The following is a 16387-nucleotide window of genomic DNA, read 5'->3' on the forward strand; positions in this document are numbered from 1 at the left end:
CGCGAGCGCCCTGCCCCTTGTCGTCAGATGCCGATCAGGGCGTCGGCGTGCTGTAAGTCCAGTCGGCACCGTCGACCCACTGCACCATGCCGGCGCGGCGCATCGCCCAGGTCACGTCGAGCAGCATGCGCAGCGCAATGCTGGCCGTCTGGAACATGGAGATGACCGGGGCGGCTACGACGTTCGGCGTTCCGGCAGCGCTGATCTGCTGCGGGCTGGTATCCTCGGCGTGAATGACAGCCTGCTCGCTGACGTCGAACTCCGGCTGATCGCCGGCCGCCGTGGCGAAATCCGCCGCGTCGATCATGATCAGGCGGCCGGCCGGCACGTTGACGGACGAGATCGGCGTGATGCCGGAATCCGCCAGAAGCTGCCGCATCGAGCCGAGACGATCGTCCGGACCCGGCACGAAGTTCAGCTTGCGAGCCTCGCGCCGGTTCATCAGGAGGACCAGCGAACGGCCTGCCTTCGCAGTATCGAACGGCGCGGCCAGGGTATCGATGTCCTCCATGATGGCCTGCCAGCCACCGGCCGTCGACGCGGTCAGCGCCGCGATGCCGTTGAGCAGGCCGGCGGGACGCGTGGTCGAGCCCGCAGTCGTGTCGATCAGCAGGGTGTCGATCGTGTCGGCCGTGTCGCCGCGGATCTCCTGCCGGAGCAGGTTCTCGATCTGCGGTGTCGAGTACTTCGCCACCTCGCGTGTGAAGTAGCTGATCACGCCCATCTTGTGGGGCGTGAGGGTCGCGCTGGTGAGGCCGATGCGGCGAACCGGGATCGGCGAGCCTTCGGCGACGAAAGAGCCGCTGATCGACGGGGTTGCAGCTCGCGCCGGAACCTTGATCTGACCTCGGCCGGGGCCGAATTGCAGATTGGCGCCGAGCGACGCGAGACGCGGGTAGAACGAAATCTCGCGCAGCGTCTCCAGGAAGGCGACGGTCTCGGTCTCGATCAGTTCGGAAGCCCAGCCGCTCACAGTCGTCTTGGCCGGGTCGACCGCGGCGCGCACGAAGATATTGGTTTCCTCATGATCGCCATAGCGCTCTTCGAGCACCTTGATCGGGTCCTTCTGGCCGACATAGGACAGCATCTGCACGACGCCGGCACGCAGCACTATGTCACCGGGCTTGGGCTGGCGGGCCTTCACGCCGAGCGGCTTGCGCACGACCGGCTTTACCGGCTTGTCGCCGCCACCAGCGGCGCGCTGGCCCATGGCCTTCTCGGCACGCTGCAGATTGGTCAGGCGCTCCTCGAGCACCTCGATCGTACCGGAGCGCGTCTCCATCTCGGCGGAATCGTCCGCTTCGACGGCTGACGTCAGGGCGTCGCGCTCGGACACGAGCTCGGCCTCGGTCTCTTCGATACGCTTGGAGAGGGACTTTTCCATCGGTTTTGCTTTCGGTAGCGGCGGAAGGCCCGCTGGGGTGCGCTTCTCGTCCGCGGTCGTCTGATCGGCGTGCTTGCCGGGGGTAGACACGCCGTCGCGGCCCTCATCGGCATGCTCGCCGAAGGCCAGGCGGATCGTGGATTCGGAAATGTTCAGAGCTCGCGCCGCTGCCAGCGCGTTCGTGTTCGAGCCGACAGAGACGAGCGACACCTCGTGCAGTTCCTGCTTCTCGATATCGAAAGTGCTTTTGCCGGGCTGGCCCCATTCGAGGACGCTGAAGCCGACGGAGACCGCGCGAAGGATCTTTTGCTCGACCAGCTTGCGCAGTTCGTCGATCCGCGCGCTGGTGCCTTCGGCTGCCAACACCAGGCGTCCGACGACCTTGTCGCCGTCAACCCGAACGTTCTCCCATCGACCGATCGGGAATCCGCCGCTGTGGCCGAACAAGGCGATCGGGTTGCGAAGGAAGTTTGCGAGCACCCAGCCCTTCGGATTGATGCGGGTGCCATGGCGGTCGAGACTGCCATCGGAGATGACGAAATCCATGCCGTCGCCGGCCGCGGCCGTCGTGCGGTACATCGTGGTCATGTGTTGATCTCCGATCAGCCGACGAGCGCGTCGATGTCGAGCGCCGGGGCTTCGTTCATCGTGGCGGCACCGACGGCCATGGCGATGGTCACCATGCCGTCGATTCGCCCACGCGATCGCTTCTTGTCGAAAGCCCTGTTCTTCTGCCCGTCTTCGACCACGTGCGCGTTCGCCGCGCAGGCATAGGTGACAGGGGAAGCATCGATCGTGACCGTCTTCTCAAGGAGGCGATCCTCGAGCCTCTCGATCGACGAGGGCATGGTGAGCTGCCGTTCCTCAAAGACGCGCCGCGTCCCCTGCGCGTGCGCTACCAGCTTGAGGCCTGAGCCCTCCGGCTCGTCCGGCCCCTTCCACCGCCACACCGGGAAGCCGACCTGCTCGCACGCTGCGATGAAGTCGGCCATTCCAGCGGCGTCGAAGGCCAAGAATTCGACCTCATGTTCGGCGCAAAGTTCCGCCACCTTCGCGGCGATGAACGTCTTGTCGATCGTGGCGCCGTCAACTGCCGTCAGATGGCCAGCTTCGACCCACTGCTCATAAGGCGCTTGGTCCTTGCGCGCCCGATCGGCGAGACCGCTTTTAGTCGTCCAGTAGAACGTCTTGACGTGCAGTTGGCCGTCTGGGTCCATCCAGCACACCGACAGGGCTGTCAGGTCGTTCTTTTGCGACAGGTCCAGCGACAGCCAGCACTTGCAGCCCTTGAGCTTCACCTCGTCGACACGCCCCTGGACCGCGACCCAAGCCTCTTCAGCGATCCAGAATTCTGTCGCGCCAATCGGGATGCCGAAATATAGGCGCTTGGTCGACAACGCCGTCGACAAGAGCTGTTTGGCAGTCCGCACCATCCCGTCGATATTCTCGCGCGGGAAGGTGACGCCAAGTGCGGGCAGAGACTTGGTCCAAAGCTCAGGCCGGTCGAAAATGTGTTCCCTGTCAGCCTTGTCCACGCGGGCGATGAAGGAGAAGGCCTCATCGTCCTCAATCTCGCCCCGCGCGACCTTCTGGAAGTACGCGCTGTAGTCCGTGCCGACGATCTGCGATGAGCTCGGCGTGTTGGTGCCAAGGAGCATCAGGGCATCTCCCGGCATCTTGCCGATAGCCTGCTTCCAGAGCTCGATCGAAGTGTTCGTCTTGAACTCGTGGATCTCGTCGGCGAGCACCACGATCGGCTTTGGACCAGACACCGCCTCACCATTCGCGAGCGACTGGAACAGGCCATCATTGGCCGGAAACTCTATCTTCCAGGCGTTGTCGCCCTCACCCCGGATCAGTGCCTGCCCAAGGGAAACCAGCGAATCCGGGGTCTCGTCCTCGTCGTATTCACCGGGGATCGGCGCCCGGCACATTGCAACCGCGTCCTTGAACAGGACGTTCGCCGTGTTTCGGTCCTGGCCGATGGCAAATGCTCGAGCGCGCTGCACACCATAGAAGCCGGACATATACAGGCCGACCTCGGCCATGAACGGGCTCTTCGCCTGCCCCTTCCCTGTTTCGAGCCACGCGTTGCGAAACCGCATGCGGCCTGACGTCTTGCGCCAGCCGAACAGCGAGCCTTTCACGAACACGTGCCACGGCAGCAGATCGAACGGCTGCCCCGCCTTCGCTCCTTCTGTGATCGTGAACATCGCCGGCGCGAAAGAGAGAGCATGTTCCGCGCGATCAATCTCCCAGCGCAGACCGCGGCTAGAAGATGTGTCGAGATCGCGAAGGTGGCGCCGGCAGGCCGCGATCTCCAACTCTCCGGCCAAGCTCCCGTCGGGCCGATTCCCTTGAGCTGTGGCTACGGCATAAGCCGTCGTCGGGTCGTCAGGATACCGGCCGGAGGAATCGATCCGCGGCGCGCGGGGCTTTCTTGCCATTGTCGGCCTTCGTGGCAGCCGATCGCCGACGTGGCGCGAGGCCGAGCTCCGCCTCGATCTGCGCGGCGTCAGATGCTGCTTCCCGCAAGACGGTGAAGTGCGGGCTGACGCGTGCGATGGACTTGGGGTTGCCGCGCTTCGGCTTGAGGACAGCACCGGTCGAAGCGACTTCGCGCGCCGCCCGGTCATAGATCACGTAGGCCAGCACCAGGCGCTGCACGGCATGCGCATTCACCTCGGCCAGAAGTTCGCGCGTCTTCAACTCACTGATGATCCGACGCCAGTGCCCGCCGGCCGCAGCAACGTCCAGGACATCGTCGAATAGCGATGGCCAATCTGGCACTGGTGCGCCGCCGCCTTCGATCACGTTCATGACGCTTCCCTACGGGGCTTCAACTTTTCTTTCTGGATTTGATCTCGGTGCGAACGGAGGGGGGCGCGCGGTCTAGCCGGTGTTGGCCACAGACTTTAAACCCTCCCCCCTCCGCATCACCGGGATTGACCCTTCATCGGTTCCAAGGATGCCGCGGGTCTCGGGGGCGGCCATCCTCACCATTGCCAAAGACGAAGCCTCGCTTCTCCTCAGCCTGGATCACACTGTCATGGTGAGGGGCGCAGACGCTTTCGAGCTCGCCTTCCCAGAAGAGGATGGCATCGCCCTTATGAGCGATGCGGTGGTTGGCGACCGTTGCGGGGACTGTCAGACCTTGAGCAAGGCAGCGCTCGCATAGCGGCTGGAGCATGAGCTGTGCTGCCCGGCGTCTTTGCCAGCGGGCGGTGCCGTACCATGGGCGCCATGCTTCGGATTGCTTAGATCTCAGATCAGCACGCGCCATTGCACTCCTTGAGATTCAACCTCAGGATGCGGCGGCGAAACTATCGCGCCTAGCACGAGGGCCAACATGGCGAACGCTTTCAAACCAGGTGACTTGGTACAGTTGAAGTCCGGCGGCCCATCGATGGTGGTGTCTGAAGCAACAGGCGGAGGAAAGAGCTATTGGTGCGAATGGTTCAAGGGTGCATCAAAGGAACGAGCTCACTTCAACGAAGAAACCCTACAGCCATATGTGAAGCCCAAATGACGGAGGACCAAGCAGCTGGTTGGATGATACGCCAATTCGATGAATTCGGCTTCCTATATCAGGAAGGCGCTGCGACCTACCTCTTCCAGTTCGAAGATGAGAAGTTGGCCTACTTCGATAAGAACTCCAACCTATGCATCGGTAAGGGCGTTCTAGCGCTCTTTAATGCGCTGACACCGGATGCCGTATACGAGCGCGCGGGCAAGTTTTGGCGCCGACGCCTTGAAACCGACCAACCAGGCCGCCTTCAGTAGATCGATACCCGACTTGTCAGGGCCGGGCCTCATGCCACGAATGCCGGCGCGTGGTCACTTTGACTGGCTGTCCTTGCTACCACGCCGATTGATGCCGCTGAAATCCGGTCGCCGATCAATTCCGGACTGGCAGTCGACGCACGTTTTGGCCCCAGGCATAGCCTCGCGCCGTGCTGGTGGGATCTCCTCCCCGCAAACTTGGCAGTGAGTTTCGCCAGGGCCAGAGGGGAGTTTGGCGCGTGCCAGTCGCACCGCGTCGGTGACCGAGTCGTCGATCTGATCCTGAACTGCCCCATCCGGGGCCCATCCACTCGCCATGGTAATGCCCTTGCGCACTCGATCCCAATAAATCGAGGACGAGGGCATTGGTTCCACCGTCGTAGTCAGGTGGCGCCTGAATTTAACGCTGCTGCATCCGCGCCATAGTCTCGCGCGTACATGCCGAATGCCTATGCCTAAAAGCCGCACGCGGGCGGCTGCTAACTCACCGCGCCACAATGAGGTCCCGATCGATCTGGAAACCCACCGCAGACTACGCCGCGATCTCAAGCTCACCAGTCAGGACATCGCAGAGATCGATTTAGAGCTCGCCATCGAGGCGGGGCTGCTCTCAAAGCCGAAGCGCCGGTAAGTAGATGCCGGCCGACGTCCAAGCTGACCTGCCCTGCGTCTCTGCCACCGAGCGGTCTTGTTGCCAGGGGCGCCAGGCTTCGGCTGCTTCGATCGGAGGTCAGGGCGCGGCAGTGTGCTGCGCTTCCGGTGGAACAGGCGATGCGATGTGAGGTTGGTGTACGCCTGCAATGTGCTGGCAGGAGTGACCGCATGACCACTGATGCTGCGATTAGCACTCTGCACGCCCACGGCTCGGTTCGAACCACTGTGCAGATCTGGGGCTCGACCTTTACCTCGCGATCTTTCGACACTTTGCGCGAGGCTCTTCTGTTTCTCGGGGATAAAGGTGGGGATGAGCCGCCGCCTTCGATCGAGATCCATGCCGATGACGGAAGCGTTTCGATAAGCGGACCAGAGCTGCAGGCGCTGATCACGCAGGCCAAGGCCGTCCGCTCTGCGAGCTAACTCAGGCGCAAGTCCGGCCTCGAAGGGCCGGGCTTTGCTCGGCGGATCTCAAGCCAGGGCACATGAGAAAGCCCGCAGGGCGAACCGCGCGGGCTTTGCGTTGTCAGTCTCGTTTTGCGGCTAGTGGTGGGGCTCGGGCTGTTCCAAGCCAAAATCGGCGATGACCACGAAGCCGGAACTGGCTTGCTTGGTTACGCCGTCGACCGTCACCTCCCGTGAGGGCTGCCAAAGCACGTTGACCAAAACACCCTCATCCTCGCTGATCCGGTCCAGCGCTTCCTGCAGCAATTTCGGGTCGTCCTCGACCGAAATCACCTTGTATCCATCATCGCTCATTAGCAGGCTCCTATCATGAGCCGGGACCATAGGCCGGTAGCTCCGAGCAAGATAGCGGCCGGCTGATCCTCTGCGTGGGTCAACCTGCTTGCGTTGGGAAACAGGTGAGATGCGGGCACGGCGATGACGTGGCGGAAGGGATGGCACCAGCTAGCCATAACCGCGGGGCTTAAAGAAACGCCGCAAAATACGAAAAAACTGCGCAAGGTCCGTTGACCAATGCGCAGTTTCTGCGTATATTATCTGTGTCGGGCGGTGGTCGCCCGACCACTAGGAGGACGACAAATGAGCATCAAGCTCACCGTCGCCTTCCGATGGGGGAGATGGAGACTGACGATCTCCATGTCCTTCTAACCCGGAAGGGGCCGGGGGGTCGAAAGACCTCCCGGTTCCCTGCCCCGGAATATGCCACCAGACCGGAGCGAATTCAATGTCGAGCAACAATTTCAAGGCGCTGCGCGAACGTTGCGGGCTCACTCAGGGCGAACTGGCCGTTTTGCTCGGCGTCTCTACCCGGACCATCAACGCCCAGGAGGCGAAAGCTGAAGTAGACCAAGTCTACTGGCTAGCGCTCGAAAGGGTTGCCCTGTTCGCGGCCAACAGGCGGGGAGACCCGATGATCGCGCCGGCGAACGTCCGCAAGGAAGCGGCCGAACTGGTGCGCGCGCTCGTCGGCTGACACGAGAAAGCCCGACCTCAAAGGGCCGGGCTCCTGTCACCCTGTGCGCTGGTACATCCGCAGTCGCCGGGCAAAGCTTCGCAAGAGGCCGCCAGTGAGGCGGCGCGGGGTTCGGGGAGCATCAGCCGAGGCGAGCACACACGCCGAACAAACCGTGAATCTACAATTGCACGACCGAGCCCAGTTTACAAGGAGCACGGCATGAGAATGTTAGTGCTCCTGCACTAAGTGAATGGGGTTGCAACATGCCGGCGGGGACACCTCGCAACTCAACATCGAGCGTAGGGGCCTTGTCATTGGTACTCGGCGTTGCGATTGGCGCTTCGGCCGGTGCGATTGTCAGCTGGGTGTTGCTGTCGCCCAAAATCGAAAGGGCCGCTGAAACCGTAGACCAGGTCTCGCAGACCGCCCAAGCAATGATTGCCGGCGCGGGACTTGCACTTTTAGTAGCTGCGCCGGTCGGATGGTACGTTATCGCCCGCGCGCTCAATTCAACCACGGCCTCATTGTCTGCGGTCGTAAGCAATTTATCAGCTGCAGCTAACGCGGTAATTGATGCACGCCACGGCGCGGCGGTGAGCCATGCCCGGGACGCTGCCCATGAAGGCGTAGCTTGGTACGCTGCCGTGTCATCGCGTCGCTGGATCGCGCAGACCGCAATTGGAATCCTTATTGCCTTTGGCAGCCTAATCGGAAGTGCACTCCTGTTTCGTCAAATCATACTGCTTTCAGAGCAAAACAATAAGCTTGAAAAACAAACGAAACTTCTAGCTGCGCAAAATGAACTGATTATTGATCAAAGCTCGAAAATTGACCTCCAAACAATAACATCGGAAGCGCAGCGTCGTAGCGGCGCACTATCTGAATTGAATTTCCTCACTCAGAGAATATTTTCAACTCCATTGACAAACATTAACGACACCGAAACCCGTCGGGTTTTGGACGACCAACTTATATCTCAGCTTGTAAATTTCAGTCACTCACTAACATCTTACTACACAGTTGAGACTGTCAATTCGACCAAAGATGACAACATGGAAGTTGTCCTCAAACGATCCGAAAGGGCAAGAAGCCCAGAGCGCGCGCAATTAATTCGCGGACTGGCAACCGCGCAGGTTGATTTCGTTCACGTCGCTGAAGTTCCTTTTGATTATGCCGATCTAAGGAGCGCCTCCTTCAGCGGAATCAAAATGCACTCCATAAGATTGTCAAATTCAGATCTCGGAAAATCTAGATTTAACTCTGTAAACCTCCAAGGCGCCGACCTCCGTAACAGCCACCTCAACGGGGCTCGCTTTAACTACGGAAGCATACAGCACGCAGATTTTGCCAGCACTCACGGTGATAGTGTAGTTTTTGACTCAATTGACGCGGCCAACTCAGCCGTTTTCCATTCAGCGCGCCTCGTCGGAACTTCATTTTTAAACATTGTTGGATACGATATAATATTTACAGAACTTAGGGCAATACGACTAAGTATACACTCATCAACATTAGATCATTGCGACTTCGGTGATGCCCACGTTAATAGTTTCACTATTGTATCAACAAAATTACGCCATTGTAATTTTTCAAAATCGTTATTCAAGAATGGAACCGTTGTAGCGAGCAACCTATCGGATGCAAACCTCGTCGGCGCTCATTTCGAAAATGTTGAATTCATTGATACTGACCTGAACGGAGCAAAAATTGGCCGCCACGTCGAGGGTAGTGAAGAGATAATCGATCGAGTCATCGGCTTAAAACTTGACAAAAGCAAATGGAATATCATGCCCGACAAGCAATCTAAATTTTGGGTGGTTCGCCCGCTAGTCGACACGCGACCAGAGCAGATTGCACCGAGCGCTTCTACGCGGCCTCCAGACCATCCACACTGAGGGTAACAGATACGTAGCGACCGAAAGCTTCAATCAGAACCCTTGCCTCGCTCAATCCGACACAGTCGACTATGGTCGCTTGCAAGTGCATGAACGGCCCTTCGATGATGGTTGCAGCATCGCCTCGGTTGAATGGCGCCTTCGGCTTCTCCGGCTTGGCCGCTTCGATCCCGTTCTGATAGTCGGCGATCGCACGAAGGGCTGTGTTCGGCACCCTCACCCATCCATTGCTGTCGGAGACAATCGCCTGGACTCCATCGATGTCGAAGACGCTGCCGATGGGCTTGCCTTTGACGATGAGTCGACGAGCAGCCGGGGCATCGTCCTCGTCTAGCGGGCTCAATAGCGGACCGCTGGCGAAGGTATCGCGGGAAGGTCGCGATATCAGCATCGAAGGTGGTGCGCTTGCCAACCGTGACGGTCTTGTGCTCGCTGGGCCAGAAGACCGAGCAGCCGGCTTCCTCGAGCCCAGCCATCGCTCGCGCTTCGGCACGAGGTGAGGTGAAGACCAAGAACCATTTCGTCTTCTGCCTGAGATCGAGATCCGGCGCCGGGTTGAGGATGGTGGTCATCACCTTCTGGTTCGGAGCCGGGCCTTGCGCAGCAGCCTTCAGCGCAGCCTTCTTCCACTTGTCCTGCCGACGGTTGCTGTTCTTTTTTGCCATCAGGCGGCTCTCTCAGTTTCGGTCGGCCAGCGAGCGGGGAAGTAGCGGCCAAGACCGTGGTGGCGTGTATCGATCGGCTTGAGCTTCTCGGACGAAGCCGCCTGCCAGGCCTCCCATTCCTCGGAATGGATGGCGACGAAGACCTGTGACGATGGGGGGCCGGTGCCGGCGGCCGGAAGTGCCGGATAATCGTTCCAGCGCTCCTGGTTGAGCCAGGTGGCAGCCTGAGCGACCTTCTCAGTGCCGGCGCGCCCTGCCCTGTGCTCGATTTCGGCGAAGCGCTTGGCGCCGGCGATGATCGCTGCCGGATCGGCACCGCGCTTCACCGCCCGGTCGAACTTCTCCTTGGCCGGCTTCTTCGGGTCGGCGGCCTCGCCGCGATGGGGATAGGCCTTCCAGAATTCCTCGAAATGGCTGTCCACCGGTTGTCGTGTCGGCTTGTCGACCGACCGAACGTTGGTCGTAGAGCTCTTGGATTCAGGATTGGGTTCTTTCTTTCCCTTTCCTCCTCCATCCTCCATCTGCGGAGAGTTTTCCCCACTGGTGGGTAAGTGGTTCGGAACCGGTTCCGAACTGGTGGGTGCTGGACCGGCATATTCATCCAAACAGTTCGGTAGCTTGCCGGAACTATTGGGCTTTTTCGGCCGCTGATAGAGGCGGAAGTTCCGAACTACGCCGTAGTTTTTGCCGCCTGCTTCGAACTGGCGAATGAAGTTGAGCACGACGAGTTCGGCCAGCAGCCCGGCTACGTCGACATTGTCGACGGGGAATATCTTAGCCTTGAGGGTAAGGGGCTTCCATTCGAAGACGCCATCATCCCAGGCCTCGGTCCAGATGCCCATTATCAGAAGCCGAGCGTGCGCCGACGCCGACATGAACGCCTCGTCGGTGAAGATGCCGGGGTGAATTGATCGAATCCGGGGCATCAGATCTGCCTCCAGCGCACTGCGAATGCCCAGTCGCAGACCTGCTTTGCGCACGCCCAAGGATCACGCCAGAGCTCGGCGCCGGTGAACCGGAATACCGTCATCTTGCCGAGGTGCGCCGCCCTGTCGCGGGAACGGTCCTTCGCAGCCTGTTCTTTCGTCCGCTCGTGGAAATCGTGCCCATCGCACTCGATGACGAGCTGCCGCCAGTGATCGATGACGCCTGCGTCGTTGAGGACAGGCGCATCGAGGAGAAAATCCACGCGCCAATTGCCGACCTGCACCTGAGTGCGGATGAAGATCGAGTCTTCCTTATAGTCCGCGTCAGCCTTGAGGCGACCAAGGTGGCCTTCGTCATGCGCGAAATAGATGTCTTTGACCGTCACGCCGCCATAGGCGATCACGGCTCGCAAAGCGGTGAACAACAGTTGCTCGATCGGCGTGTCGCCCTTTGTGGTGGAACGCATGTATTCCACGTGGCTGGCGGCGCTTTCCGCAGCTCGCGACGCGAGAATGTCGTAGGGATCGCGGCTCATGCTGCCCTCGGGAGGTTGTGGACACGCCTAGCGCGCAGCTTGCTTGAGCAATGTCGCAGCGCCACGGTCGCCTGGGTATTTTTTAGTTTGGTGGAGCGCCTGCCTCGAATGGCGCTTCTTCTGGGGACCAGCGAATGACCACGTCCGACCAAATTCGACTGAGCAAAATTGAGCAATATTTTAGTACGCGGAATGTCACTTTGGACAATGAAGCCAAAGCGCGAGAACTTATGCGGGATCAGAGATCCTATTGGACCTTCGTCGCCGATGTACTTGGAAATCAACATCGATATGTCGAACACCAAGAAGCAACTGGAAAATTGCGAGCAGCAATCATTAAGACATCCGAAGATTCCAAACTGAATGTTTTTGAAATCGACGGAAAATTTACAATTACAAGCAATTTGCCTCTCATCGACGAGAACAATGGCTTTCTGATAGATATCGTAGAAAACAATTACTTTGGTGCAGTTGCAGCCACCCTTGACGCGATAGCGCCACAACTTTGGGGAAATGGCCAAATAAGGCCGCTTTTGACAGATAATTCCGTTCTTAATCTGTTCAACGACCCGCGGTACCTTAATGCGCGTTCGGATGCCAATAACGGATCTCAGCTGTTGTCCGCACTGGACAATGCATTCGTAGTATTCAGAACAGGCACCGACCAAGAGCTTCAGAGGATCAACGAAGAGCTGATACGGCTCCGTAGCGACACAGATACCGCCCAACGGCTGGTCGAAAGTCGAATGATCGATCTTAAGGAAGCGCAAGCATCGGACGCAGAGCAGTTGGCGTCCGACTTCACCGCCTTTAAAGTCGACAAGACTGAAGAGATCAATGCTGCTCGAGAAGCCTTTGAGGAAGGGCTCCGACTCCGCGCAGCCTTCGATCTTTGGCGAAGCAAGGCGATGTGGCATGGCGTGCGCTTTTGGATCGGGTTGACGCTCTTCGTCGGGGGCGTAATCGCTGCGATCTCCAGTATCGTCCGCTATGGCAAGGAATTCTTGGCCATCCTGCCGATGAAGAATGAAGAGCCGACCTATTTGGCTATCCTGATCGTGGTTATCTGCGCTGGCGGATATGGTTGGGTCTTGCGGTTTTTCGCGCGCTATGCGTCTGACAATTTGGCGCTCGGCGCTGACGCTGCGCAGCGTCGCACAATGGTGCACACTTACCTTGCCTTGGCGGCGGACAAGGACATCAAGGTTGAGCCCAGCGATCGCTCGATGATGCTCGCTGCGGCTTTCCGCCCGCTGCCAGGGCAATCTACGGATGACATTAACGTGCCGACGATTGTCGAGGTCGTACAAAAGGCAGTTGGAGGTGGCAAAGCAGGATAAAGCCATCATCCTACTCCTGGGACAGCGCGAGTTCCGGCCAGCCCGCTCACCCGCAACGGCTCCAGCTCTTCGACCTTGAGCGAGACAGACCAGCCGATAGGACCTCCGTCGAGATCGACGTAGATGCGGTCCAGGCCGCAGGGGCGGCCACGATAGGCGCGCTGGATAGTGCCAAGCTTGCCGGTGTGCTCGCCCGCGACGACGCGGACGCGTGCGCCTTGAGCGAGCGGGTCACGGATGGGTGCGGCCGCGGCCATCTGTCAGGCCACCATCATCGATACGAGATCGCCGGACGTGCCGGTGTCTTCGGCCATAGTCAGGTTGCGAACGGCTTGCTTGAAATAAGCTTCCTTGAGCTCCGTCCCGATGAAGCGGCGTCCGTGTTTGACGGCGATATAGCCTTCGCTGCCGATCCCCATGAACGGCGAATAGACCAGTTCGTCGGGGTTGCTCCACAGGTGGACGGCCCGCTCGATCACGTCTAGCTGCAGCGGGCAAAGGTGCCGCTCGTCCTTGTCGTCGCGCGCGACAGCAACGTTTAGGACGTTGGTCTGGTCGACGGTCATCCAGACCGGTGAAGCAGCCTCCTGCCACCATGAGACGGGATAGACGCCGGGATCGTGCCGGACGGGCTCGGGTGTCTTGCCGTCGCTCTCCTTCCTGAAGATCAGGAGATAGTCGGGCATACCGACGCGAACTCGGCTGCCATCCGTGCGTAGCGTCTTGTAGAGCAGTCCGTGCGCCTTGGTGCGCGTCATCTCGACGACCGGGCATTTCCAGATCGTCACGCGGGAATGGTAAATCCAGCCCTCGTCCTCATGAACCTGCCGGATCAGCGCAGGCAGGTCGAACAGGCCAATGACACCGTCGCGAGACTTGCTGAGCGGCAGGTCCGAACAATGGACAGCGCTTATGCGCCCCGGCTTGGTCGCCCGCAGGAGATCTCGAACGAGGAAGCGATATCGCTCCGCAAATTCAGCATGGTCGGCGACATTTCCCATGTCGCGCTCGCTCTCCGAATAGACGTAGAGCTGCGAGAACGGCGGCGAGTAAACGGACAGGCCGATGCTGCCGGCCGGCATGGTCGCGGTGAATTCTACAGTGTCGGCATGATAGGCCGCGAAGCGGTCGCCAATCTTCTGGTCGAGAACGTCGGTCATGCGCTCACCCATGCCGGCAGCGAAGCCAGCTTCTGTGGCTGATAGGAATGGAGCCGCGTCTCAGCGCGATGCGCGCGGGCCATCGCCAACGTCATCTCGCGCTTCATGGCTTCGTGATCACCGGCCTTGCGCGTGACGACGTCCCATATTGCCGCCTCGGTATCAGCGAACACGACATGGCAATCGACGGGCCGCGTCTGGCGAAAGCGCCAATGGCGCCGGACCGCCTGATAGAAAGCCTCGTATGAGAAGCTCATTCCAGCGAAGACAGTTCGCGCGCAGTGCTGCCAGTTGAGACCGAAGCCAGCGATACTGGCCTTCGTGACGAGGACGCGAATGTTGCCGGTGGAGAACGCCGTGAGGCGCTCTTCCTTCTGCTCCGGCGTCATCGACCCGCGAACCTCAACCGCATTCGGGACGGCAGCCATGATCGCGTCGGCGTCATAGTCAGTCTCAACCCATACCGTCCAAGGCTCGTTCGGCTCGGCTGCAACGATGGCCGCGACTGTTTCGGCGCGAGCCTGGCAGGTCAGGCGCTTTTCCGTGTGGACGGAGGTCGCGGACATGTCGGGCATGCGGAAGAGATGCGCTTGCCCGTCCTTTTCCTCGCCCCGGCCGGTGAGCCGATCGGCGGCCACCAAATGGCGGTGCATGCGTAGATCCGGCATCTCGAACCCGTCGTCGGAGAAGCCGAGATCCGAGGGGCGCGAGACGCAGCGCGACCACGAAGCAACCCAGTCCCAGAAGGGCCGAACAGCATGGCCTTTCAGCCGCCACGTGCCTGTGTCCATGCTGTCGTGGATGAACCACCGCATCAGCATCTGATCGCGCGTCATGACCCCGAGGAAGTCGGCATGGGTGCCGAGCTCGGCATGATCGTTCGGCGCCGGCGTTGCGGTGCAGGCGAGACGGTAAGGGGTGCGCTTGAACGTCTCGATGAGGCGCTTGGTCGTCTGGCCTGAAAAGCTCTTGAGGATAGAGCTCTCGTCGAGAATGATGCCTGCGAACTCGGAGGCATCGAACAGATGAAGCCGCTCGTAATTGGCGATGACAATCTGGGCTTCCTGCGGACCACCATCGCGAGAGACGACAGCGTCGATGCCGATTTCGTCGGCCTCGGCCTTGTGCTGCCGCGTGACGCCGAGCGGTGCGAGCATGAGCACCGGACGGTTGGTGCGGGCGACGACTTCCCCAAGACAATGCAGCGCGGGTCTTGCCTAGCCCGGTGTCCAGGAAGTTCGCCGACGCGCCGGCGCGCAGCGAGAATTCAACCGCTTCGCGCTGATGAGGAAATAGCGACGCAGGCAGATCGAAGTCGCCATCAAACCCGGTGGGGATGAAGGCGCCGCGCGATGCCGCGACAATACCGTGGTAGCTCGCGAGGCTCACGCCGCCCTCTTCCGCTCTTGCTCGCGGGCCGAAGAGAGCCCTTCGGCCGCAGCCGCAGGCGTGCACTCCAGCCGGAACGCGATGTCCGTGGTGTCGAGGCGTTCCTTGCGGAAGAGCCGCAGGGCTTCGGCGGCGCCCACGGCATCGAGATGGTCCGCGGGCAGCGGCATGCCCATGCCGAGGAAGATGACTGGCCTGCCCTGCGTCTCGACGCGAAGCGGGCGCAGGCTGTGATTGGTCGATGTCTCGCGGATCACGACTGTCATCGGGCGATCTCCGAAACGAGGTCACCGCGCTGGGCGATCTTGCCCGCTCGGATCATTGCGAGGTGGATCTGGCGCCAGCGCTCGGCGCCGGGGCTGCCGGTCATCCGCACCTTGGGCGCAAGCTTGAAGGCCGGCCGCTCGTCCTCAATCGCAGGCGGCATACTGAAACTCGGCAGCGACGGCTTTGGCCGTGCACGATCGGGCTTTGTGTAGGCCCTGGCCGCCGCGTGGTCGTCCGCCACAGCCAAGGGATTGCGAGAGGCTTCAATGCCGGGGTGGGCATGTGGCGTACCGCAGCCGCGGCCGGACGATCGGCGCTGTGTCCGGTCGCGCTTTCGCCCAGTCTCAACGCGCTGCCGGTGCTTTTCACGCTCGCCGTTGATGTCGAGCGCCCATCGAACAGACTGCTGCCCCCGTCCAAGCGCAGCGGCGATTGCCGGGACCTTCACGCCGCTTTCGAGCATGACGCGGGCTTCATCGTGCCATGCCGCGCTCATGACTGCTCTCCGACAGCACGGAGGCGAGCACTGGTGCCCTTGGCGCGGTTGGCGGCCTCGATCAGGCTCGCCAGGGCGTCGTTGATGGCAGTGTGATCATTCGCCGACAGATTGCCGTCTCGGAGAGCTTCGGCGACGCGGATGGCGAGATCCCCGAATTCATCGGCTACGCCGCCAAAAGCGGTCATCATGCAAGGCGGGGCGGCCGAGCCGTCCGCCTTGATCAGCGACATACCGCCATGGGCAGCCATCGCCTCGGTCACGCAGGGCACGCCGCATTCGGCCTCGAGCTTCAGCGCGGCGGCGATTGTGATCATGTCAGCGTCGGTGGCCGAGGACCAGCGGTGCATCACCGACTTGGAGACGCCGGCGATCACCGCCGCATCCTCGATCGTGCCGATCATCTTGATCAGCGCGCGGGTCGCTGTCTTGAAGCGGAAGAACCATTCGTCTCGCTGCATCATCTGAGCCT

Annotated in this window: 20 protein-coding genes and 1 pseudogene; 6 read left to right on the forward strand and 15 right to left on the reverse strand. The window is 60.6% G+C overall.

Going from position 1 to position 16387, the window contains the following annotated elements:
- Positions 1-34 precede the first annotated feature (34 nt).
- From BLM15_RS07685 to BLM15_RS07695, 3 genes are all read right to left on the reverse strand, one after another.
- A complete protein-coding gene (locus tag BLM15_RS07685; protein WP_126111876.1) occupies positions 35-1972 on the reverse strand; it encodes a phage major capsid family protein in 1938 nt (645 codons plus the stop codon).
- A 14-nt stretch (positions 1973-1986) separates the two neighbouring features.
- A complete protein-coding gene (locus BLM15_RS07690; protein WP_236846603.1) occupies positions 1987-3708 on the reverse strand; it encodes a terminase large subunit in 1722 nt (573 codons plus the stop codon).
- A 70-nt stretch (positions 3709-3778) separates the two neighbouring features.
- Positions 3779-4204 carry a P27 family phage terminase small subunit gene (locus BLM15_RS07695; RefSeq protein ID WP_126111880.1) on the reverse strand — a complete coding sequence of 142 codons (426 nt, stop codon included), beginning with the start codon at positions 4202-4204 and terminating at the stop codon, positions 3779-3781.
- Between the two features lie 529 nt (positions 4205-4733).
- Between BLM15_RS07695 and BLM15_RS07705 the strand changes: the two genes are divergently transcribed.
- The gene (locus tag BLM15_RS07705; RefSeq protein ID WP_126111882.1) at positions 4734-4913 is read left to right on the forward strand and encodes a YodC family protein; all 180 of its coding nucleotides are present in this window, start codon (positions 4734-4736) and stop codon (positions 4911-4913) included.
- Entirely contained in the window at positions 4910-5167 is a 258-nt protein-coding gene (locus BLM15_RS07710) for a DUF6953 family protein (protein ID WP_126111884.1), read from the forward strand. The genes BLM15_RS07705 and BLM15_RS07710 overlap by 4 nt, the downstream gene beginning before the upstream one ends.
- A gap of 54 nt (positions 5168-5221) precedes the next feature.
- Here BLM15_RS07710 and BLM15_RS07715 read toward each other — a convergent pair whose 3' ends face one another.
- Positions 5222-5533, reverse strand: a complete 312-nt coding sequence (locus BLM15_RS07715) for a DksA/TraR family C4-type zinc finger protein (protein WP_335904820.1) — start codon at positions 5531-5533, stop codon at positions 5222-5224.
- 456 nt (positions 5534-5989) lie between these two features.
- Between BLM15_RS07715 and BLM15_RS07720 the strand changes: the two genes are divergently transcribed.
- On the forward strand, positions 5990-6244 hold the full coding sequence (locus BLM15_RS07720; protein ID WP_126111886.1) for a hypothetical protein: 255 nt from the start codon (positions 5990-5992) through the stop codon (positions 6242-6244).
- Between the two features lie 120 nt (positions 6245-6364).
- Here the strand turns inward: BLM15_RS07720 and BLM15_RS07725 are convergent, their stop codons facing one another.
- Positions 6365-6580: a hypothetical protein gene (locus tag BLM15_RS07725; protein ID WP_126111888.1), complete on the reverse strand. Its 216-nt coding sequence runs from the start codon at positions 6578-6580 to the stop codon at positions 6365-6367.
- Between the two features lie 430 nt (positions 6581-7010).
- On the opposite strand from BLM15_RS07725, the gene BLM15_RS07730 reads away from it, so the two are divergent.
- Both BLM15_RS07730 and BLM15_RS07735 read left to right on the forward strand, forming a co-directional pair.
- Positions 7011-7259, forward strand: a complete 249-nt coding sequence (locus BLM15_RS07730) for a helix-turn-helix transcriptional regulator (RefSeq protein WP_126111890.1) — start codon at positions 7011-7013, stop codon at positions 7257-7259.
- Between the two features lie 296 nt (positions 7260-7555).
- Positions 7556-9136, forward strand: coding sequence for a pentapeptide repeat-containing protein (locus tag BLM15_RS07735; RefSeq protein WP_206438617.1), 1581 nt, complete (start codon positions 7556-7558; stop codon positions 9134-9136).
- Here BLM15_RS07735 and nusG read toward each other — a convergent pair.
- The 4 genes and pseudogenes from nusG to BLM15_RS07750 all read right to left on the reverse strand — a co-directional run bounded on the left by nusG (position 9108) and on the right by BLM15_RS07750 (position 11263).
- Positions 9108-9527: a transcription termination/antitermination protein NusG gene (gene nusG / locus BLM15_RS31810; protein ID WP_236846604.1), complete on the reverse strand. Its 420-nt coding sequence runs from the start codon at positions 9525-9527 to the stop codon at positions 9108-9110. The two genes, BLM15_RS07735 and nusG, sit on opposite strands and share 29 nt — an antisense overlap.
- Before the next feature lie 28 nt (positions 9528-9555).
- Positions 9556-9801: pseudogene (locus tag BLM15_RS32305) on the reverse strand (hypothetical protein); the annotation flags it as partial.
- Positions 9801-10727 carry a hypothetical protein gene (locus tag BLM15_RS07745; RefSeq protein ID WP_126111896.1) on the reverse strand — a complete coding sequence of 309 codons (927 nt, stop codon included), beginning with the start codon at positions 10725-10727 and terminating at the stop codon, positions 9801-9803. The pseudogene BLM15_RS32305 and the gene BLM15_RS07745, both read right to left, overlap by 1 nt.
- Positions 10727-11263, reverse strand: coding sequence for a PDDEXK family nuclease (locus BLM15_RS07750; protein WP_126111898.1), 537 nt, complete (start codon positions 11261-11263; stop codon positions 10727-10729). The genes BLM15_RS07745 and BLM15_RS07750 overlap by 1 nt, the downstream gene beginning before the upstream one ends.
- A 134-nt stretch (positions 11264-11397) precedes the next feature.
- Between BLM15_RS07750 and BLM15_RS07755 the strand changes: the two genes are divergently transcribed.
- Entirely contained in the window at positions 11398-12603 is a 1206-nt protein-coding gene (locus BLM15_RS07755) for a hypothetical protein (RefSeq protein WP_126111900.1), read from the forward strand.
- A 5-nt stretch (positions 12604-12608) separates the two neighbouring features.
- Here the strand turns inward: BLM15_RS07755 and BLM15_RS32310 are convergent, their stop codons facing one another.
- The 6 genes from BLM15_RS32310 to BLM15_RS07785 form a co-directional block, all read right to left on the reverse strand.
- Positions 12609-12860 carry a KOW motif-containing protein gene (locus tag BLM15_RS32310; RefSeq protein WP_126111902.1) on the reverse strand — a complete coding sequence of 84 codons (252 nt, stop codon included), beginning with the start codon at positions 12858-12860 and terminating at the stop codon, positions 12609-12611.
- Positions 12861-12863: 3 nt separating this feature from the next.
- Complete coding sequence (locus BLM15_RS07765) at positions 12864-13763, reverse strand: DNA-methyltransferase (RefSeq protein WP_126111904.1); 900 nt, start codon at positions 13761-13763, stop codon at positions 12864-12866.
- A complete protein-coding gene (locus tag BLM15_RS07770) occupies positions 13760-14920 on the reverse strand; it encodes a helicase-related protein (protein ID WP_126111906.1) in 1161 nt (386 codons plus the stop codon). The genes BLM15_RS07765 and BLM15_RS07770 overlap by 4 nt, the downstream gene beginning before the upstream one ends.
- Before the next feature lie 228 nt (positions 14921-15148).
- Positions 15149-15418 (reverse strand): hypothetical protein, encoded by a 270-nt coding sequence (locus BLM15_RS07775; protein WP_126111908.1) that lies wholly within the window; start codon positions 15416-15418, stop codon positions 15149-15151.
- Positions 15415-15915 (reverse strand): hypothetical protein, encoded by a 501-nt coding sequence (locus BLM15_RS07780; protein WP_126111909.1) that lies wholly within the window; start codon positions 15913-15915, stop codon positions 15415-15417. Before BLM15_RS07780 ends, BLM15_RS07775 begins: the two co-directional genes overlap by 4 nt.
- The gene (locus BLM15_RS07785) at positions 15912-16379 is read right to left on the reverse strand and encodes a phage regulatory CII family protein (protein WP_126111911.1); all 468 of its coding nucleotides are present in this window, start codon (positions 16377-16379) and stop codon (positions 15912-15914) included. Before BLM15_RS07785 ends, BLM15_RS07780 begins: the two co-directional genes overlap by 4 nt.
- Between the last annotated feature and the right edge of the window lie 8 nt (positions 16380-16387).

This window comes from Bosea sp. Tri-49 (assembly GCF_003952665.1).
Lineage (GTDB): Bacteria > Pseudomonadota > Alphaproteobacteria > Rhizobiales > Beijerinckiaceae > Allobosea.